Consider the following 18,515-nt stretch of genomic DNA (forward strand, 5'->3'; position numbering starts at 1 on the left):
CGCACCCCCACCCCCCGAGAGCCCCACACCCACTCCCCGGTCGGGCCCCCCCCCCCCCCCCCCCCCCCCCCCCCCCCCCCCCGCGCCCCCCCCCCCCGCGGTGCGTCCGAGGACGCTTGGTGGTACAACGCCCGGGGAGAGCCCCCGGGGTCAGAACGTCTGGAGCGTCACCAGCGTGACCCGCGGGGCGCTGCCACCGTCACCGCTGCTCTCCGCGGTCTCGATCCGTACGCGCTGTCCGGGCCGCAGCAGTCGCAGGCCCCCCGCGTCGAAGGCCGCGGCGCCGAAATCCACCGGGGTGCCGTCGTCGAGCAGCACACTGCCGCTGCGGGTCTCGGGGTCGTACGTGTACGCGGTCGCCTGCATGTGCGCAGCTTACGGCGTCCGGTCACGGCTCTCCCGGCTGCGGGCGGGGCGGCTGCGGGCAGGGCGGGCACGGACGGATAGGGGCGAGGCGGCTACGCGCGGGCCGCAGGATCCGCCGGGGGCGGCCCCGCGGTCCCGGTGTCCACGGGGCCGCCCGGCGGGCCCGTGATCCCCTGCTCCCCGGTGAACGCCGCGTACCGGCGGGCCGTGTAAGGGCCGAGCCCGAGGGCGGCAGCGGCCAGCAGATCCGCACCGGTGTCCACGTCCTGGCGGACCGAGTGGACGTCCCCGAGCAGAATTTCCACCGCCCCCGACGCGGAATGCCGGGCCCGTGACAGCCCGCCGAATGCCGGGCTCAATTCCGTACCGGGCCGCGCCGTCAGCAAAGTCGTACCGATTCCGGCGGCATCCGTGAGAAATGCACGGGGGAATTCAGCGGCCCGGTCGAGCACCCGCCGCAATTCCGCCGGGCGCAGCGCGGGGAGGTCGGCGTTCAGTGCCGCCACGGCGGCCCCGGGGCGCACCGCGCGGACCGCACGCGCGCCGTGTGCCAGTGCGGGGTTCAGGCCCGGCGCCGCCGTATCCGGCACAATCCGGGCACCCAGCGCGGTCAGTTCGGCGGCGGCCACCGCGTCGTTGGTGACGACGGCCACATCGCGCACGGCGGAACAGGCAAGCGCCGCCGCCACGGTGTCCTGTGCGAAGGCCAGCGCGAGTCCGGGACGCACCGTGTCGGAGGCGGTCGGCGCGAGTCTGCTCTTCGCCAGCGACAAGGGCTTCAGGGGTACGACCAGGGACCAGTTGACGGTCCGCTCCGTGTTCGGCATCGGCCCCATTGTCGCCCGGGCCCGCGATACCGGGCGGGCCGGGCCGGGCGTACGGTGTTCTCGACAGAGCAGGGGCCTGGGGCGACAGACGGTGTCCGGCAGCCAGGCAGCGTTGAGGTTCAAGAGGAAGGTGTCCGAGTGTCCGGCCGCAGAATCGGCTTCTGGTACCGCCTCGCGGCGGTCATTGCTAAACCGCCGCTGCTGGTTCTGTTCAAGCGGGACTGGAGCGGAATGGAACACATTCCGGATGATGGCGGATTCATCACCGCTGTCAATCACAACTCGTATCTCGACATGTTCTCCTACGGCCACTTCCAGTACAACACCGGCAAGGTCCCCCGGTTCCTGGCCAAATCGGCGCTCTTCAAGGTGCCCGTCGTCGGAACGCTGCTGCGCGGCACCGGCCAGATCCCCGTCTACCGCGAGTCCTCCAACGCCTTCGGCGCCTTCCGGGCCGCCGTGACGGCGGTCGAGAAGGGACAGTGCGTCGCCTTCTACCCCGAGGGCACCCTCACCCGCGACCCGGGTCAGTGGCCGATGACCGCCAAGAGCGGGGTCGCACGGGCGGCGCTGCTCACCAAGGCGCCGGTCATCCCGGTGGCCCAGTGGGGCGCCAACCTCGCGATGCCGCCGTACGCCAAGGAGAAGAAGCTCCGGCTCTTCCCGCGGAAGACCCTCCAGGTCAAGGCGGGGCCGCCGGTGGACCTGGCGCGGTTCTACGGCAAGGACCCGACGCCCGAGGTGCTGCGGGAGGCGACCGAGGCCATCATGGCTGCCGTCACCGCCCTGTTGGAGGAGCTGCGGGGCGAGCAGGCCCCCGCCGAACCGTACGACCACCGCAAGGCCCGCGCCGCAGAGCGCCGCAAGGCCGCAGGAGAGGGCACCACGTGACGCGAGCAGCGGTCTTCGGCAACGGATCCTGGGGCACGGCCTTCGCCATGGTCCTCGCCGACGCGGGATGCGAGGTGGCCCTCTGGGGCCGCCGTGCCGCTCTCGCCGACGCCATCAACACCACCCGCACCAACCCCGACTATCTGCCGGGGATCGAACTCCCCGCGTCGGTACGGGCCACCGCCGACCCCGCGGAGGCCGCCCGCGACGCGGAGTTCACCGTGCTCGCCGTGCCCTCGCAGACGCTCCGCGCCAACCTGGCCGACTGGACCGGGCTGCTGCACCCCGGCACCGTCCTCGTCTCGCTGATGAAGGGCGTCGAACTCGGCACGGCCAAGCGGATGAGCGAGGTCATCGAGGAGGTCGGCAAGGTCCCCGCCGAGCGCGTCGCCGTACTCACCGGGCCCAACCTGGCCAAGGAGATCGCCGGCCGGATGCCCGCCGCCGCCGTCGTCGCCTGCAGCGACGAGGCGGTCGCGCAGCGGCTCCAGACCGCCTGCCACACCGCGTACTTCCGCCCGTACACCAACACCGACGTCGTCGGCTGCGAGCTGGGCGGCGCCGTCAAGAACGTGATCGGCCTCGCCGTCGGCATCGCCGACGGCATGGGGCTCGGTGACAACGCCAAGGGTTCGCTGATCACCCGGGGACTCGCCGAGACCACCCGTCTGGGCCTGGCGATGGGCGCGGATCCGCTGACCTTCTCCGGACTCGCGGGTCTGGGCGACCTGGTGGCCACCTGCTCGTCGCCGCTCTCCCGCAACCACACCTTCGGCACCAACCTCGGCCGGGGCATGACGCTCCAGCAGACCATCGAGGCCACCAGCCAGACGGCCGAGGGCGTCAAGTCCTGTGAGTCGGTGGCCGATCTGGCCCGCAGGCACGGCGTCGAAATGCCCATCACGGAAACGGTGGTGGACATCGTCCACCACGGGAAGGCGCCGGTCGTCGCGCTGAGGGAACTGATGTCCCGCAGCGCCAAGGCCGAGCGGCGCTGACTCGGCAGGTACCAGCAGGTACCCTCAACGCGATATGAGCAGCGAGAACTCATCCCAGAGCCCTGAGCAGCAGCGTCGTAAGCCGCGTGTGGCGGTTGTCTTCGGCGGGCGCAGCTCCGAACACGCCATCTCGGTGGTCACAGCGGGCGCCGTCCTGCGCGCCATCGACCGGACGAAGTACGACGTACTGCCCATCGGCATCACCACGGACGGCCGCTGGGCGCTGACCGCGGACGATCCCGAGCGGATGGCCATCACCGACCGCGCCATGCCGTCGGTGGCCGCGATCGCCGAGGGTGCCGAGGGCGCCGTGGTGCTCTCCGTCGACCCCGGCAACCGCGAAGTCGTCTACAGCGAGCCGGGCGCGGTGCCCAAGGCGCTGGGCGAAGTCGACGTGGTCTTCCCGGTGCTGCACGGCCCCTACGGCGAGGACGGCACCCTGCAGGGGCTGCTCGAACTCTCCGGAGTGCCCTATGTCGGCGCGGGTGTCCTCGCCTCCGCCGTGGGCCAGGACAAGGAGTACATGAAGCGGGTCTTCCTCTCCTGCGGGCTGCCGGTCGGCCCGTACGAGGTGATCCGCCCCCGCGAGTGGAGCCTGGACCCGGCCGCCGCCCGCAAGAAGATCGTGGACTTCGCGGGTGAACACGGCTGGCCGCTCTTCATCAAGCCTGCCCGCGGCGGTTCCTCGATGGGCATCACCAAGGTCGACTCACTGGCCGGTCTCGACGAGGCCGTCGAGGAGGCCCGGCGCCACGACCCCAAGGTGCTGGTCGAGGCGCTGCTGCGCGGCCGAGAGATCGAGTGCGGGGTGCTGGAGTTCGAAGACGGGCCCCGGGCCAGCGTGCCCGCCGAGATCCCCCCGGTCACCTCCCACGACTTCTACGACTTCGAGGCGAAGTACATCCCCGGTGAGTCGGCGCAGGGCATGGTGCCCGCACCGCTGACCGCGGAGGAGACCGCCGAGGTGCAGCGGCTCGCGGTCGAGGCGTTCGACGCGGTGTCCTGCGAGGGCCTGGTGCGCGCCGACTTCTTCCTCACCGAGGACGGCGGGTTCGTCATCAACGAGATCAACACCATGCCGGGCTTCACACCGATCTCGATGTACCCGCGGATGTGGCAGGAGAGCGGCGTCGGCTACCCGGAGCTGGTGGACCGGCTGATCCAGGCCGCGGTCAGCCGCTCCACGGGGCTGCGCTGAGACCGTCCGCCGCCCTGCCCTCAGAGGCTGGACGGATCCGTCTTCCTGACGGCCGCCGCGAACTCCGAGAGCGGGGTGGCGTCATGGGCGTACTTCTGCCCGAGGGTCACCTCGACGTACGCCTTGCGGTATGTGGTCGTGAACCGGGGTCCGCTGTCCCGCTGCTCCAGCAGCCAGTTGACCCCGTTCGCGTCCACGGCCTTGGCCTGGGAGTCGTCCATCTCCGCGGGGCGCGGTACCCCGCAGCGCAGTACGATCGCCGCATCCCCCCAGGCGGCGGTCAGTTCGGACGCGGGCTCCGGATCGCCGCGGGTCAGCCCCGCGACGGTCTTCGGCAGCTCCTTGTCGAGCGCCCGGCAGAGCTTCACCTGGGCCGCGGGAGGTTCGGGAACCGCGACGGACGCCCTGTCGTCGGTCGAGGAACAGCCCGCGGCCGCCAGCAGCAGGGCAGCGGCGGAAAGGGACAGGAGCCGGAGGCGACGGAACTTCACCGGCTCAGCGTAGAGGGGGCTACAGATGGACGACCGGGCAGGTCAGGGTGCGGGTGATGCCTTCCACTTGCTGGACTCTGGCGACCACCATGCGGCCGAGCTCGTCGACGGTGTCGGCCTGGGCGCGCACGATCACGTCGTACGGGCCGGTCACGTCCTCGGCCTGGATCACCCCGGGGAGCTTCGCCACCAGCCCGGCGACGGCTGTCGCCTTGCCCACTTCGGTCTGAATGAGGATGTACGCCTGTACCACGGAACCTCCAAGGCGGCCACGAGGATCATGTGGGGGAGAGAAAGGGACGCCACGGTATCGCGTCCTTCCGGGCGGCGGGGAGACCCGCGCACCCGGCAGTCACACGCGTACGGGGCGCAAGGGATACAGAGTTGACGTACCTGATTGACGGTACCCACGGCGGTGGGGGCCCGCGAGCGCAAGCCGACCGGGGCGTACCGGGCACAGGGGCACATCCCCTGGCAGACAGGCCGGCGGGCGGCCCGGACACGAGGTCCGGATCATGAGGAGAGGCGACGGGCGATGAAGGGCACTGTGGGGGAGCTCGGGGAGTTCGGGCTGATCGGAGAGCTCACCTCCCGGCTCACGACGACCCCGGCGGTACGGCTGGGGCCCGGCGACGACGCCGCGGTTGTCTCCGCCCCCGACCGGCGGGTCGTGGCGAGCACGGACATCCTGCTGGAGGGGCGGCACTTCCGCCGGGACTGGTCCACCGCGTACGACGTGGGCCGCAAGGCCGCGGCGCAGAACCTCGCGGACATCGCGGCCATGGGCGCGGTCCCCACCGCGATCCTCCTCGGGCTCGTCGTGCCGGCCGACCTCCCGGTCACCTGGCCCACCGAGCTGATGGACGGGATCCGCGACGAGTGCCAGGTGGCGGGGGCGGCCGTGGTCGGGGGCGATGTCGTACGCGGAGAGACGATCACCGTCTCCATCACCGCACTCGGCGATCTGCGCGGCCATGAACCGGTCACCAGATCAGGCGCCGGGCCGGGCGACGTGGTGGCCGTCACCGGATGGCTCGGCTGGTCCGCCGCCGGGTTCGCGGTGCTCTCCCGCGGATTCCGCTCGCCCCGCGCCTTCGTGGAGGCGCACCGGCGCCCCGAACCGCCGTACCACGCGGGCCCCGCGGCCGCCGGACTCGGCGCCACCGCCATGACCGATGTCAGCGACGGGCTGGTGGCCGACCTCGGGCACATCGCCGAGGCCAGCAAGGTCCGGATCGACCTGCGGGCGGGGCTCATCGACATCCCCACGCAGATGAGCGACATCGGCCAGGCCGTCGGTGTGGACCCGCTCCAGTGGGTGCTCACCGGGGGAGAGGACCACGCGATCGTCGCGACCTTCCCGCCGGAGGTGAAACTGCCCGCACGCTGGAAGGTGATCGGCGAGGTGGTCAACCCCTCCGCGCTGCCCCATGTGACGGTCGACGGTGCGCCGTGGACCAGCAAGGGCGGCTGGGACCACTTCGGGGAGGACCCGTCATGACCGCGCCACCGCTGGTCCTCACCGTCGCCGGATCGGACTCCGGCGGCGGCGCCGGCATCCAGGCCGACCTGAAGACGATGCTGGCACTCGGGGTGCACGGCATGAGCGTGCTCACCGCGGTCACGGCCCAGAACTCACAGGGCGTGCAGGGTGCGTGGGAGCTGCCGGCCGACGCCGTACGCGCCCAGTACCGCGCGGTCGTCGACGACATCGGCGTCGACGCGGTGAAGACCGGGATGCTGGCGTCGGCCGAACTGGTGGAGACCGTGGCCGGTCTGCTGGCCGGGACCCGCGCCCCGGTGGTCGTCGACCCGGTGGGGGTCTCCAAGCACGGCGACCCGCTGCTCGCCGCTTCGGCGCTCGACTCGGTACGGAAGCTGCTGCTGCCGGTGGCCACCGTCGCCACCCCCAACCTGGACGAGGTGGCGCAGCTCACCGGGGTCCGGGTGGAGAGCGAGGCCGATCTGCCGCGGGCGGCCGCGGCCGTGCTCGCCCACGGCCCGGACTGGGTGCTGGTCAAGGGCGGTCATCTCGCGGGTGACGCGGTGGACCTGCTCACCGACGGCAGCGAGGAGCACTGGCTGCGGGCGCCCCGGTTCGACAACCGCCATACGCACGGCACCGGATGCACACTCGCCTCGGCGATCGCAGCGCAGCTGGCACACGGTCTGACCGTGCCCGGCGCGGTGGCCGCCGCCAAGGAGTACGTCACCGGCGCCATCGCGGCCGGATTCCCGCTCGGCTCGGGCATCGGACCGGTCGACCACGGCTGGCGGTTCCGCCGGTGAAGCGCTGAATTCCCCGCACGGGCACGCGAAAAAGCCGGTCCACCGAGGTGGACCGGCTTTTCAAGGCAACCGCAAGGGGCTGCGCTACGACGAAACGTCGGCGGGGCCAGTCCCCGCACAGGCGGGGAGCACCACGAATTAGCGCGAGACCTTGCCGGCCTTGATGCACGAGGTGCAGACGTTGAGCCGCTTCGGCGTCCGACCGACCACTGCACGCACGCGCTGGATGTTGGGATTCCAGCGACGCGGAGTACGGCGGTGCGAGTGCGAAATGTTGTTGCCGAAGCCCGGCCCCTTGCCGCAGACGTCGCAGTTGGCAGCCACGGGTCACTCCAAAGACTTCAGGTGCACTTACAGTGAATTCCGGCGCGCCGGAATCATTGACTGAAGTGGCGGTACCGGAGGAATGGCCCGATTCTCATCGGGCAACCGAAGCAGCATACAACGACTGCGCCGGTGGAACGAAACTACCATGGCCGGCACCGCCCCCTTCCCGGTCCTGGCCCCGTCCCGCCTCCCGGCCGGGGGCTACCCTGCGGTGCAACCCCGCTGCTCAAGGAGGTTCAGGTGCCGCAGCCGCCCGACACCATGGACGCGGTCGTGGTCCGCACCTGGTGCTCACTGGCGCTGGAGGCGCTGGGCAGGGACCGCGAGGAGATCGACGCGATCAACGTCTATCCGGTCGCCGACGGGGACACCGGGACCAACCTCTACCTGACCATGGAATCCGCGGCCCAGGCGGTGGAGGCGGTCTTCGTGGCACACGGGACCGTGGGCGGTTCCGGCACCGCCGACGGTCCCGGCGCCGGAGGCTCGGTCCCCGCACTCGCGGACGCGGTACGGGCGATGGCACACGGCGCGCTCATCGGGGCCCGCGGCAACTCGGGCACGATCCTGGCCCAGCTGCTGCGCGGAATGGCCGAGGTGCTCGGAGCGCCCCGGGGGGAACCCGGGTCCCCGGGCGGTGATGATGATCACGCGGGGCTGCTGGGCGAGGCGCTCCGGCGGGCGGCGGAATCGGCGTACCGGGCGGTCGCGCACCCGGTGGAGGGCACGGTCCTGACCGTGGCCACCGCGGCGGCCGAAGCCGCTGCGGCCGCCGGTACGGGCACCTCCTCCGCCGCCTCCCGTACGGACACCGCCGCCCTCGCCTCTGCCCCCGTCCTTGCTCCCGTCCCTGCTCCTGCGTCCGCTCCCGTCCCTGCTCCCGGGTCCGCTCCCGCACGTACCCGCGCCGGCTGCACGGCGGTGGCGCGGGCGGCGTACGAAGGGGCGCGCACGGCGCTGGAAGCCACCCCCGGACAGCTCGCCGTGCTCGGCCGCGCGGGCGTCGTGGACGCCGGCGGCCGGGGACTTGTGGACGTGCTCGCCGCGCTGGCCGGGGCGTTCTCCGGCGAGACCCCGGCACCCGAGCGGCGGCGCGCCCCCGCCGTGCTGCCCCCGCACTTCACCGACGAGTGCCCGGCCGACGGCGGCCCCGCCTTCGAGGTGATCTACCTCCTGGAGGCCGGCGACGACGCCGTGGACCGGCTCCGCACCCGGCTGGACGGCCTCGGCGACTCCCTCGTCGTCGTCGGCGGCGACGGCCTCTGGAACGTCCATGTCCATGTGGACGACGCCGGGGCGGCTGTGGAGGCCGGAGTCGACGCGGGCCGTCCGTACCGGATCCGCATCACCCACTTCGGCGCGGCCGGGACCCCGGCGCCCGAGCGGGTCCAGCGCGCGGTGGTCGCCGTCGTCCCCGGCGAAGGGCTGGCGGCCCTGTGCCAGGAGGCCGGGGCCGCCACCGTGCTGGCCCGCCCGGGGGAGCCGCCCGCCAGCGGCGAACTGGTCGACGCGATCCGCCGCGCGCACGCCCGCGAGGTGGTGCTGCTGCCCAACGACGCCGAGCTGCGCCACACGGCGGCAGCGGCGGCCGAACAGGCCAGGGCGGAGGGCGTACGGGTGGCCCTCGTCCCCACCCGGGCCGCGGTCCAGGGCGTCGCCGCGCTGGCCGTGCACGAGCCCGAGCGGCGCTTCGACGAGGACGTCGTCGCGATGACCGCGGCGGCCGGCGCCACCCGCTACGCCGAACTGGCCCTCGCCGAGCGGCAGTCCTGGACGTCGGCGGGCATCTGCCAGGCCGGCGACGTACTGGGGCTGATCGACGGCGATGTGGCGGTGATCGGCGCGGACCTGGCCACCACGGCGGAGACCGTCCTCCACCGGATGCTCTCCGCGGGCGGCGAACTGGTCACGCTGGTCCTGGGCGACGGGGTGCCGGCCTCGCTCGCCGACCGCCTTGAGGGGTTCGTTCGCGGCGGGCACCTGGCGGTCGACACGGTGGTCTACGACGGCGGCCGCCAGGCGGCCCCGCTGCTGATCGGGGTCGAGTAGCGGCAATCCGCGGCCGCCGCACCCCCGCTGTCGGACCCATGGTGTGCAATGGACCGCGTGCCCGCGCTCGATGAACCTCTCAAGAACACGCTCGGCGCCCCCACCGCCAAGGTGATGGCCGACCAGCTCGACCTGCACACGGTCGGCGACCTCCTCCACCACTACCCGCGCAGATACGCGGAGCGCGGTGAGCTGACCCGGCTCACCGAACTGCCCCTGGACGAACACGTCACCGTCTTCGCCCAGGTCGCCGACGCCCGGGTGCTCACCTTCAACCAGGGCAGGGGGCGGCGCCTGGAGGTCAACATCACCGACGGCAGCGGCCGGCTGCAGCTCGTCTTCTTCGGCAAGGGCATCCACAAGCCCCACAAGGAGCTGCTCCCCGGCCGCCGTGCGATGTTCGCGGGCAAGGTCTCCCAGTTCAACCAGAGGTTCCAGCTCGCCCACCCCACGTACGAACTGCTGGACGCCGACACCGACGCGGGCGCCGTCGAGGCCTGGGCGAACGAGCTGATCCCCATCTATCCGGCCTGCAAGGGCCTGGAGTCCTGGAAGATCGCCAAGGCCGTCGACGCCGTACTGCCCGCGGCCCTGGAGGCCGCCGACCCGCTGCCGCCCGCGCTGCGCGACGGGCGTGGGCTGACCACACTGCCCGACGCGCTGCAGAAGGTGCACCGCCCGCGGTCGAAGGCCGATGTCGCGACGGCGCGGTCCCGGCTGAAGTGGGACGAGGCCTTCGTCCTCCAGGTCGCGCTGGCCCGGCGGCGCCACGCCGAGACCCAGCTGCCCGCGGTGGCGAGGAAGCCCGTACCGGGCGGGCTGCTCGACGCCTTCGACGCCAGGCTCCCCTTCACTCTCACTGAGGGACAGCGGAAGGTCACCGCGGAGATCTTCACCGGTCTCGCGACCGAGCACCCGATGCACCGGCTGCTCCAGGGGGAGGTCGGCTCGGGCAAGACCATGGTCGCCCTGCGGGCGATGCTCGCGGTCGTCGACGCCGGCGGCCAGGCCGCCCTGCTCGCGCCCACCGAGGTGCTCGCCCAGCAGCACCACCGCTCCATCACCGAGATGATGGGCGAGCTGGCCGAAGGCGGGATGCTCGGCGGGGCCGAGCACTCCACCAGGGTCGTGCTGCTGACCGGTTCCATGGGGGCCGCCGCCCGCCGCAAGGCGCTGCTCGATCTGGTCACCGGCGATGCGGGGCTCGTCATCGGCACCCATGCGCTCATCGAGGACAAGGTCCAGTTCCACGATCTCGGCCTGGTCGTCGTGGACGAGCAGCACCGCTTCGGTGTGGAGCAGCGCGACGCACTGCGGGGCAAGGGGAAGCAGCCGCCCCATCTGCTGGTCATGACGGCCACGCCCATTCCCCGTACGGTCGCCATGACGGTCTTCGGGGACCTGGAGACCTCCGTGCTCGACCAGCTCCCGGCGGGCCGTTCACCGATCGCCACCCATGTCGTACCGGCCAGCGACAAACCCCACTTCCTGGCCCGCGCCTGGGAGCGGGTGCGCGAGGAGACGGAGAACGGCCACCAGGCGTATGTGGTGTGCCCGCGCATCGGGGACGGCGACGACGAGCCCGGGAAGCGGAAGCCCGCGTCCGAGGAGGTGACCGAGGCGCCCGACGCCGGCCCGGACGCCGACAAACGGCCCCCGCTCGCGGTGGTCGAGACCGCCGGGAAGCTCAGGTCCGGGCCGCTCGAAGGGCTGCGCGTCGAGGTGCTGCACGGGCGGATGGCGCCGGACGACAAGGACGACGTCATGCGCCGCTTCGCGGCCGGCGAGGTGGATGTACTGGTCGCGACGACCGTCATCGAGGTCGGGGTCAACGTGCCCAACGCCACCGTCATGGTGATCATGGACGCCGACCGGTTCGGCGTATCGCAACTGCACCAGCTGCGCGGCCGGGTGGGCCGGGGCTCGGCGCCCGGCCTCTGCCTCCTGGTGACCGAGGCCCACGAGGCCGGTCCCGCGCGTGCCAGGCTCGGTGCGGTCGCCGCCACGCTCGACGGCTTCGAGCTGTCCCGTATCGACCTCGAACAGCGCCGCGAGGGCGATGTGCTGGGCCAGGCCCAGTCCGGGGTGCGCTCATCGCTGCGGATGCTCGCCGTCATCGACGACGAGGAGATCATCGCGGCGGCCCGCGAGGAGGCCGCCCAGGTCGTCGCCGCCGACCCGGAGCTCACCGGGCTGCCCGCCCTGCGCACCGCCCTGGACGCCCTCCTCGACCAGGAGCGCGAGCGGTACCTCGACAAGGGCTGAGACACTGGCCGGGACAGGAGCCCCACCAGGAGAGACTCCGCCCCACCGAGAAGGACTGAGATGACCCGCGTGATCGCCGGTACGGCAGGCGGGCGCCGCCTCGCCGTACCGCCGGGCAACGGCACCCGCCCCACATCCGACCGTGCGCGCGAAGGGCTCTTCTCCACCTGGGGAGCGCTGCTCGGCACCCTGGACGGGGCCCGGATCGCCGATCTGTACGCCGGGTCGGGCGCCGTCGGCCTTGAGGCACTCTCCCGTGGTGCGGCGCACGCCCTGCTGGTCGAGGCGGACCCCCGGGCCGTGGCCACGGTCCGCGACAACGTCCGCACGCTCGGTCTCCCCGGGGCCGAGGTGCGGACCGGCAAAGCGGAGCAGATCGTGACGGGACCGGCACCGGAGGCCCCGTACGACGTGGTCTTCCTGGATCCGCCGTACGCCGTCACCGATGACGATCTTCGCGAGATCCTGCTCACACTCCGTGCCCAGGGGTGGCTCACCGAGGGCGCCCTCGGCACGGTGGAACGGAGCACAAGAGGCGGGGAGTTCACGTGGCCCAGGGGATTTGAGCCGCTGCGGGCCCGCCGGTACGGCGAGGCCACGCTTTGGTACGGTCGCGCCGCCTCTCCGTGCGAAGACGCACGATGACCGGACCCGGGAGCGAGGGACTTCAGTTGCGCCGCGCCGTCTGTCCGGGGTCATTCGACCCCATCACCAATGGACACCTCGACATCATCGCCCGTGCCTCCAGGCTGTACGACGTCGTACACGTGGCCGTGATGATCAACCAGTCGAAGCAGGGTCTCTTCTCCGTCGAGGAGCGGATGGACCTGATCCGGGAGGTCACGGCCGACTTCGGGAACGTCGAGGTCGAGTCGTTCCACGGCCTCCTCGTCGACTTCTGCAAGCAGCGCGACATCCCCGCCATCGTGAAGGGGCTCCGCGCGGTCAGCGACTTCGACTACGAGCTGCAGATGGCCCAGATGAACAACGGGCTCTCCGGCGTCGAGACGCTCTTCGTCCCCACCAACCCGACGTACAGCTTCCTCTCCTCCAGCCTGGTCAAGGAGGTCGCGACCTGGGGCGGCGACGTCTCGCACCTGCTGCCCCCGCTGGTCCGCGAGGCCCTCACCCAGCGGCTCCGTGAGAAGCGGGACGCCGGCTGACGGCCGGCGGCGGCCCGGATGACGGCCGCACGGTGAACTGACGAACCGTCACCAGGTGTCGGGCGGGCGCCCACTGGCCGTACAGTCGTCCCCGTCCGTCTCCAGGCCGGAAGAACAGGTGGCGCACACGGTGGACGTGCAGAAGAAGCTCGACGAGATCGTCGACACGGTCGGCAGTGCCAGGTCCATGCCCATGTCCGCCTCCTGCGTGGTCAACCGCGCCGAGCTGCTGGCGATGCTCCAGGAGGTGCGGGACGCCCTGCCGGGCTCCCTGGCCCAGGCCGAGGAGCTGATCGGCGGCCGCGAGCAGCTGGTCGAGCAGGCCAGGGACGAGGCCGAGCGGATCATCGAGGCGGCGCACGCCCAGCGCGGCTCCCTCATCTCCGACACCGAGGTCGCCCGGCAGTCCCAGGACGAGGCCGACCGGGTGCTCGCCGAGGCCCGCAGGGAGGCCGAGGAGATCCGCGCCGAGGCCGACGACTACGTCGACTCCAAGCTGGCGAACTTCGAGGTCGTCCTCACCAAGACCATCGGCTCCGTCGACCGCGGCCGCGAGAAGCTGCTCGGCCGCGGCCCAGGCCTGGACGAGGAGGGCTACGAGGACCCGGAGGCCCCGGAGCGCAGCCAGGACCCCGAGACGCTGCGGCTGCGCGCCGACGAGTACGTCGACACCAAGCTCGGCGCCTTCGAGGCCGTCATGGCCAAGACCCTGGAGGCGGTGGGGCGCGGCAGGCAGAAGCTGCACGGCCGGGTCGCGTCCGACGAACTGGGTCTGCACATGGCCGAGCAGGACGAGATGGGCCGCAGGCACAGCAGCGACGCGGACTTCCTCTCGGACCTGGCCGAGCCGCAGGCCCCGGCCGCCGACCGGCCGCCCGCCCAGGCGCCCGTCCCGATGGCCGCCCAGCTGGAGCCGGACGCGATGGCGCAGCACCCGGCGGACGTACCGGTCCAGCAGTACGATCCGTACGGCTACCAGCAGCAGCCGCAGGACCCGTACGCGTACCAGCAGCAGCAGTACGCCTACCAGCACGACCCGTACGCGTACCAGCAGCACGTCCAGCAGCAGGACGGCTACGGCTACCCGGGGCCCGACCAGCTCCAGCACCAGCAGCAGGCACACCAGCCCCAGCAGCAGGGCGCCCTCGACGAGACCAGCCTCTTCGACACCAGCATGATCGACCTGGATCAGCTGCGCGCGTACGAACAGGGGCGGTAGCCCGGGGCCGAAGGGGCCGATTGGGTCTACGGCGGCCGGTCCAGTATCCTGGCTCTTCGGTCGCCCGTACCTCCGTGATCCGTGCTGCCCGTTCCGACGGTCCCAGGACGGTCCCCGACGCGGCGGCGCCCCCACCCCCAGACCTCAGTGATCCGAAAGCAGGAAGAGCCCTGAACGCGCGCCTCGACCACCGCAACCCCCTCGTGTTCGACACACACGAGCTGGGCCGGCGTCCCGGTGCGCTCCAGCGGCTCACCCGCTCGGTCGCGGCCCCCAAGGACTTCGGTATCGACGGGGTCATCGGAGTGCCGGAGGGCACTCCCGTAGAACTGGAGCTCCGCCTTGAGTCGGTCATGGACGGGGTGCTTGTCACAGGCACCGCCCGTTCGACCGCGAAGGGGGAGTGCGTAAGGTGTCTGGAGCCGCTGGAGCGAGAGCTCGAAGCGGATTTCCAGGAGATGTTCTCGTACCCCGAAGCCGACGACCGGGGCCGCAGCAAGAAGGCGGACCCGGCTGACAGTGCCGACGACGAGGACGAGGAAATCACCCCCCTTGAGGACGGCTTGTTCGACCTCGAACCCGTGCTGCGTGATGCGGTGGTGCTCGCACTGCCGATGCAGCCGGTGTGCCGGGAGGATTGCTCCGGTCTGTGTTCCGAATGCGGGATCAGGCTGGACGACGAACCCGGTCACCACCATGACGCCGTCGACGCACGTTGGGCGGCGCTGCAGGGACTCGTCGGGACCGGCCAGGTCGGCGAGAAGGACAACGTTGACGGCGCCGAACCTGGCGTCGACGAGAAGCAGGAGAAGTAGCCGTGGCTGTTCCGAAGCGGAAGATGTCGCGCAGCAACACGCGCCACCGCCGGTCGCAGTGGAAGGCTGCGGTCCCCACCCTGGTTGCGTGCGAGCGCTGCCAGGAGCCGAAGCTCCAGCACATCGCGTGCCCGAGCTGCGGCACCTACAACAAGCGCCAGGTCCTCGAGGTCTGAGCGGCTGGTGAGAGGCGCAATGTCTGACGTCAACAAGACGGACAATGCCTCGTCCCACACGCTTCTGGAAGGGCGGCTCGGGTACACCCTCGAGTCCGCCCTTCTGGTGCGTGCGCTGACCCACCGGTCGTACGCGTACGAGAACGGCGGTCTGCCCACCAACGAGCGGCTGGAGTTCCTCGGGGACTCCGTGCTCGGTCTGGTGGTCACGGACACGCTCTATCGCACCCACCCCGACCTCCCGGAGGGCCAGCTGGCCAAGCTCCGGGCGGCGGTGGTCAACTCGCGTGCGCTCGCAGGGGTGAGCCGCGGGCTCGAACTCGGTCTCTTCATCCGGCTCGGCCGGGGCGAAGAAGGCACGGGCGGGCGGGACAAGGCATCCATTCTCGCCGACACACTGGAAGCGGTGATCGGCGCCGTCTATCTCGATCAGGGCCTCGAAGCGGCGTCCGAGCTGGTGCACCGGCTCTTCGACCCCCTCATCGAGCTGTCCTCCAACCTCGGTGCGGGCCTGGACTGGAAGACCAGCCTCCAGGAACTCACCGCGAGCGAAGGTCTCGGGGTCCCGGAGTATCTGGTCAGTGAGACCGGTCCGGACCACGAGAAGACCTTCACCGCTGCCGCTCGCGTCGGTGGTGTCTCGTACGGCACCGGCACCGGCCGCAGCAAGAAGGAAGCGGAACAGCAGGCGGCGGAGTCCGCGTGGCGTGCGATCAGCGCCGCGGCGGAAGAGCGCGCGGTGGCGGCCGAGTCCGCTCCCGCGGCTGACGGAGAGGACGCCGACACCTCTTCGGCTCCGGCCGCCGGTACGGCCTCGGCCTGACGCCGGTTTCTTTCCCGCCCGTCCCCTCCGGGGGGCGGGCGGTTCTTTTCATGGTCCCTCCCCGTCCCCTCACCGCCCACCGGTGAGCCACCCCTGATGAACCACCCCTGAGGAGCAGCGTGCCCGAGTTGCCCGAGGTCGAAGTCGTACGGCGCGGACTGGAGCGCTGGGTCGCCGGCCGCACCGTCGCGGATGTGCAGGTGCTGCACCCCCGTGCGGTACGCCGTCACACCGCGGGGGGCGAGGACTTCGCCGCGGCGCTGCGCGGGCACCGGTTCGGTGCGGCCCGCCGCCGGGGGAAGTACCTCTGGCTGCCGCTGGAGGCCGCGGCCGGTACCGGGGCTTGTGCCACCCCGGCCGCCGCGCCTGCCGCACCCGGGGGCGGGGAGCCCGGCGCCGCGTACTCGGTCCTCGGCCATCTCGGGATGAGCGGACAACTCCTGGTCCAGCCCTTGACGGCCCCCGACGAGAAGCATCTGCGGATCCGTATCCGCTTCGACGACACCGAGGGCACCGAGCTGCGCTTCGTCGACCAGCGGACCTTCGGCGGGCTCTCGCTGCATACGAACACCCCTGACGGGCTGCCCGACGTCATCGCGCACATCGCCCGCGACCCCCTGGACGAGGAGTTCGACGACGCCGCGTTCTACACGGCGCTGCGGCTGCGCCGCACCACGGTCAAGCGCGCCCTGCTGGACCAGTCGCTGATCAGCGGGGTCGGCAACATCTACGCGGACGAGGCGCTCTGGCGCGCCCGGTTGCACTACGAGCGCCCCACCGCCACCCTCACCCGCCCCCGGACCGCGGAACTCCTGGGCCATGTACGGGATGTGATGAACCAGGCCCTCGCGGCCGGCGGGACCAGCTTCGACAGCCTCTACGTCAATGTGAACGGCGAATCCGGCTACTTCGACCGTTCGCTCGATGCCTACGGGCGGGAGGACGAGCCGTGCCGGCGCTGCGGCACACCGATGCGCCGCCGCCCCTGGATGAACCGGTCGAGCTACTTCTGCCCGCGCTGCCAGCGCCCGCCCGCAGCGCCGCGCGCCTGAGCGCCGGTGCGGCCGGGGAGCCGGCCGGGGCGGCTCGGTGTGCGTCCAGGCGGCCGGAGCCGGTTCAGCAGCCGTTCAGTAGCCGAAGTCCTGGGTCCACCAGGGGCCGCCGGTGCCGAAGTGGACCCCCACACCGAGCGTCGTGAAGTCGCAGTTGAGTATGTTCGCGCGGTGGCCGGGACTGTGCATCCAGGAGTCCATCACGGCGGCCGCGTCCGCCTGGCCGCGCGCGATGTTCTCGCCGCCCAGCCCCTTCACACCCGCCTTGTCCGCCCGGTCCCACGGGGTGGCCCCGTCGGGATCGGTGTGGTCGAAGAAGCCCCGGGACGCCATCTCGTCGCTGAAGTCCCCGGCCAGTGAGGCGAGATCCGCGTCGGCCCGCACCGGCCGGCAGCCGGCCTGGGCCCGCTCCTTGTTGACCAGGTTCAGGACCGCGGCCGCCGCCGTGCTCTCGGCGCCGGTGGCCGCTTCGGTGTGCGCGGCCTCCGTGCGGGGCGCGGTGGTGGGGGCCGCCCTGTGGGTGGACGGGGTGCCGGCTGATCCGCTCCGTGCGGCGAGTCCGCTCTTCGTACGCTGCGACGGCACGGCGGAGGTCTTCGGCCGGTGCGGGGACGGGGAGGCCGAAGGGGTGTGCGCCCGTGCGGCGGCCGAGCCGGCCGGTGTGGAGGGGGCACCCGGGGTGGGGGTGGCCGATGAGCCACCCTGGGTCTGGAGGTCGGGCACCGGGTCGGCGCGGACCTGGTCGCTGCCGCCCGAGCCGCCCACCGTGTAGGTGTCGCCCCCGGGCAGCAGCCCCGATGCCACCGCCACGGCGCCCACCGCGACGGCCGCCGAGACTCCCAGCAGACCGGTGCGTACGGGAGAGGAGCGCCGGCCTCTGCCGTGCGCCCGGTCCGGGCGCCGGTTCCCGGTGGCCGCCGGATCGTCGGCGGCGTCGGGTCCGGCGGCGGAGCGGCTGTGGCGTCCCATGCGCGGTGCCCTTCCTCGTGCTCGGCGTCGGCGTCGGCGTGACTCACCCGTACGGGTGAAGTTCACTGGCTCGGGACTGTAGCCCATGAGGCCCGGGGGCGAAGTGCCACCGGGGCGATCGGCCGGTTAGCGTGCAGACATGAACGAAGACGTACGGCTCGCGGCCTGGGTGCGCGGCAAGGTCCAGGGCGTGGGGTTCCGCTGGTTCACCAGGGCGAACGCTCTGCGGATTGGCGGGCTCACCGGATTCGCGCTCAATCTGGAGGACGGCAGGGTGCAGGTCGTCGCCGAGGGGCCGCGGGAGAACTGCGACCTTCTCCTGGAGTGGCTGAGGTCGGCCGACACACCCGGACGCGTCGACGGTGTCACTGAGATCTGGGACACTCCCCGCGGTGTCTACCAGAGCTTCGAGATCCGCTGAAAGGGTCGGCCCCTGCGGCGTCCCGGAGGGCCCGCTCATCCGCCCCCGGCCAAGGGGAGAGGCAGAAAAAAGCCTGGTGGTTGCCAATGACGGCGCTCCGTGCCAGGCTGCCGCAGTAGGAATGATCTCCACGCCCCTGGGCCCCGCAGGAGAGCCGCACCGGACGCTGTCCGGCG

21 protein-coding genes are annotated in these 18,515 nt (G+C 71.9%); 15 read left to right on the plus strand and 6 right to left on the minus strand.

The annotated features are described in order from the left end of the window. Positions 1 to 150: 150 nt before the first annotated feature. Positions 151 to 366, minus strand: coding sequence for a hypothetical protein (locus tag ACFXBC_RS10980; protein ID WP_385021627.1), 216 nt, complete (start codon positions 364 to 366; stop codon positions 151 to 153). A 92-nt stretch (positions 367 to 458) separates the two neighbouring features. Next, on the minus strand, positions 459 to 1,193 hold the full coding sequence (gene cofC, locus ACFXBC_RS10985; RefSeq protein WP_385021630.1) for a 2-phospho-L-lactate guanylyltransferase: 735 nt from the start codon (positions 1,191 to 1,193) through the stop codon (positions 459 to 461). Between the two features lie 138 nt (positions 1,194 to 1,331). Between cofC and ACFXBC_RS10990 the strand changes: the two genes are divergently transcribed. The 3 genes from ACFXBC_RS10990 to ACFXBC_RS11000 are packed head-to-tail and all read left to right on the plus strand — an operon-like array spanning position 1,332 to position 4,280. Further along, positions 1,332 to 2,084, plus strand: a complete 753-nt coding sequence (locus ACFXBC_RS10990; RefSeq protein ID WP_385021633.1) for a lysophospholipid acyltransferase family protein — start codon at positions 1,332 to 1,334, stop codon at positions 2,082 to 2,084. Continuing rightward, on the plus strand, positions 2,081 to 3,082 hold the full coding sequence (locus ACFXBC_RS10995) for an NAD(P)H-dependent glycerol-3-phosphate dehydrogenase (RefSeq protein ID WP_385021636.1): 1,002 nt from the start codon (positions 2,081 to 2,083) through the stop codon (positions 3,080 to 3,082). Before ACFXBC_RS10990 ends, ACFXBC_RS10995 begins: the two co-directional genes overlap by 4 nt. A 34-nt stretch (positions 3,083 to 3,116) precedes the next feature. After that, positions 3,117 to 4,280 carry a D-alanine--D-alanine ligase family protein gene (locus ACFXBC_RS11000; protein ID WP_385021639.1) on the plus strand — a complete coding sequence of 388 codons (1,164 nt, stop codon included), beginning with the start codon at positions 3,117 to 3,119 and terminating at the stop codon, positions 4,278 to 4,280. Between the two features lie 20 nt (positions 4,281 to 4,300). On the opposite strand, the gene ACFXBC_RS11005 is transcribed toward ACFXBC_RS11000, so the two are convergent. Together ACFXBC_RS11005 and ACFXBC_RS11010 are read right to left on the minus strand one after the other, a co-directional pair. Further along, positions 4,301 to 4,771 (minus strand): DUF3515 domain-containing protein, encoded by a 471-nt coding sequence (locus ACFXBC_RS11005; RefSeq protein WP_385021643.1) that lies wholly within the window; start codon positions 4,769 to 4,771, stop codon positions 4,301 to 4,303. A 19-nt stretch (positions 4,772 to 4,790) separates the two neighbouring features. Continuing rightward, complete coding sequence (locus tag ACFXBC_RS11010; protein WP_385021646.1) at positions 4,791 to 5,024, minus strand: Lrp/AsnC ligand binding domain-containing protein; 234 nt, start codon at positions 5,022 to 5,024, stop codon at positions 4,791 to 4,793. Between the two features lie 282 nt (positions 5,025 to 5,306). Between ACFXBC_RS11010 and ACFXBC_RS11015 the strand changes: the two genes are divergently transcribed. Beyond that, a complete protein-coding gene (locus ACFXBC_RS11015) occupies positions 5,307 to 6,272 on the plus strand; it encodes a thiamine-phosphate kinase (RefSeq protein ID WP_385021649.1) in 966 nt (321 codons plus the stop codon). Further along, positions 6,269 to 7,060, plus strand: coding sequence for a bifunctional hydroxymethylpyrimidine kinase/phosphomethylpyrimidine kinase (gene thiD, locus ACFXBC_RS11020; RefSeq protein ID WP_385021652.1), 792 nt, complete (start codon positions 6,269 to 6,271; stop codon positions 7,058 to 7,060). The genes ACFXBC_RS11015 and thiD overlap by 4 nt, the downstream gene beginning before the upstream one ends. Before the next feature lie 138 nt (positions 7,061 to 7,198). Here thiD and rpmB read toward each other — a convergent pair whose 3' ends face one another. Beyond that, positions 7,199 to 7,384, minus strand: coding sequence for a 50S ribosomal protein L28 (gene rpmB, locus ACFXBC_RS11025; protein ID WP_015036441.1), 186 nt, complete (start codon positions 7,382 to 7,384; stop codon positions 7,199 to 7,201). A 243-nt stretch (positions 7,385 to 7,627) separates the two neighbouring features. On the opposite strand from rpmB, the gene ACFXBC_RS11030 reads away from it, so the two are divergent. The 9 genes from ACFXBC_RS11030 (at position 7,628) to mutM (ending at position 16,949) form a co-directional block, all read left to right on the plus strand. Next, entirely contained in the window at positions 7,628 to 9,436 is a 1,809-nt protein-coding gene (locus ACFXBC_RS11030; RefSeq protein WP_385021655.1) for a DAK2 domain-containing protein, read from the plus strand. Positions 9,437 to 9,484: 48 nt separating this feature from the next. Next, positions 9,485 to 11,701: an ATP-dependent DNA helicase RecG gene (gene recG, locus ACFXBC_RS11035; protein ID WP_385021658.1), complete on the plus strand. Its 2,217-nt coding sequence runs from the start codon at positions 9,485 to 9,487 to the stop codon at positions 11,699 to 11,701. A gap of 60 nt (positions 11,702 to 11,761) precedes the next feature. Further along, positions 11,762 to 12,346: a 16S rRNA (guanine(966)-N(2))-methyltransferase RsmD gene (rsmD, locus tag ACFXBC_RS11040; protein ID WP_385021661.1), complete on the plus strand. Its 585-nt coding sequence runs from the start codon at positions 11,762 to 11,764 to the stop codon at positions 12,344 to 12,346. A gap of 26 nt (positions 12,347 to 12,372) precedes the next feature. Continuing rightward, positions 12,373 to 12,864 (plus strand): pantetheine-phosphate adenylyltransferase, encoded by a 492-nt coding sequence (gene coaD / locus ACFXBC_RS11045; protein WP_385021758.1) that lies wholly within the window; start codon positions 12,373 to 12,375, stop codon positions 12,862 to 12,864. Positions 12,865 to 12,994: 130 nt separating this feature from the next. Continuing rightward, positions 12,995 to 14,083, plus strand: coding sequence for an ATP synthase F0 subunit B (locus tag ACFXBC_RS11050; protein ID WP_385021761.1), 1,089 nt, complete (start codon positions 12,995 to 12,997; stop codon positions 14,081 to 14,083). A 170-nt stretch (positions 14,084 to 14,253) separates the two neighbouring features. Next, the gene (locus ACFXBC_RS11055; RefSeq protein ID WP_385021763.1) at positions 14,254 to 14,898 is read left to right on the plus strand and encodes a YceD family protein; all 645 of its coding nucleotides are present in this window, start codon (positions 14,254 to 14,256) and stop codon (positions 14,896 to 14,898) included. A gap of 2 nt (positions 14,899 to 14,900) precedes the next feature. Then, a complete protein-coding gene (gene rpmF, locus ACFXBC_RS11060) occupies positions 14,901 to 15,074 on the plus strand; it encodes a 50S ribosomal protein L32 (protein WP_030753522.1) in 174 nt (57 codons plus the stop codon). A gap of 19 nt (positions 15,075 to 15,093) precedes the next feature. After that, positions 15,094 to 15,897 (plus strand): ribonuclease III, encoded by an 804-nt coding sequence (rnc, locus tag ACFXBC_RS11065; protein ID WP_385021665.1) that lies wholly within the window; start codon positions 15,094 to 15,096, stop codon positions 15,895 to 15,897. Positions 15,898 to 16,016: 119 nt separating this feature from the next. Continuing rightward, positions 16,017 to 16,949: a bifunctional DNA-formamidopyrimidine glycosylase/DNA-(apurinic or apyrimidinic site) lyase gene (gene mutM / locus ACFXBC_RS11070; protein ID WP_385021668.1), complete on the plus strand. Its 933-nt coding sequence runs from the start codon at positions 16,017 to 16,019 to the stop codon at positions 16,947 to 16,949. Positions 16,950 to 17,024: 75 nt separating this feature from the next. Here the strand turns inward: mutM and ACFXBC_RS11075 are convergent, their stop codons facing one another. Further along, entirely contained in the window at positions 17,025 to 17,918 is an 894-nt protein-coding gene (locus tag ACFXBC_RS11075) for a CAP domain-containing protein (RefSeq protein WP_385021671.1), read from the minus strand. Between the two features lie 139 nt (positions 17,919 to 18,057). Between ACFXBC_RS11075 and ACFXBC_RS11080 the strand changes: the two genes are divergently transcribed. Continuing rightward, a complete protein-coding gene (locus ACFXBC_RS11080; RefSeq protein WP_385021674.1) occupies positions 18,058 to 18,339 on the plus strand; it encodes an acylphosphatase in 282 nt (93 codons plus the stop codon). The last annotated feature ends 176 nt before the right edge of the window (positions 18,340 to 18,515 follow it).

Origin of the sequence: Streptomyces sp. NPDC059398 (assembly GCF_042751845.1) — a bacterium.
Classification (GTDB): Bacteria; Actinomycetota; Actinomycetes; order Streptomycetales; family Streptomycetaceae; genus Streptomyces.